1 pseudogene is annotated in these 238 nt (G+C 56.3%); it reads left to right on the plus strand.

The features are described from left to right. Window positions 1-238: pseudogene (locus tag KVT36_RS32140) on the plus strand (RagB/SusD family nutrient uptake outer membrane protein); the annotation flags it as partial.

Genomic DNA, 238 nt, shown 5'->3' on the forward strand with positions numbered 1-238 from the left:
CAAAACCCGCCAGGCGGGCGGCCAGGTCCTGGTACCTACATTAAGGGCACCGGGGCTTACCAAAAGCCTGAACAACTCTTGCCTGATGGAGGATGGCACGCCTTTTTCCAGTCAGCCGGGTTATGCCAACATGCCTTACTGGGAAGAGGAGAAGAACCACAACCCGCGCCTATCGCAAACCATTCGTACGCCAGGTTACAAACGTGTTGGCACTACCGCTACCCTGGTACCGGATTAC

Source organism: Chitinophaga sp. GbtcB8 (genome assembly GCF_019091455.1).
In the GTDB taxonomy this organism is placed as follows: Bacteria; Bacteroidota; Bacteroidia; order Chitinophagales; family Chitinophagaceae; genus Chitinophaga.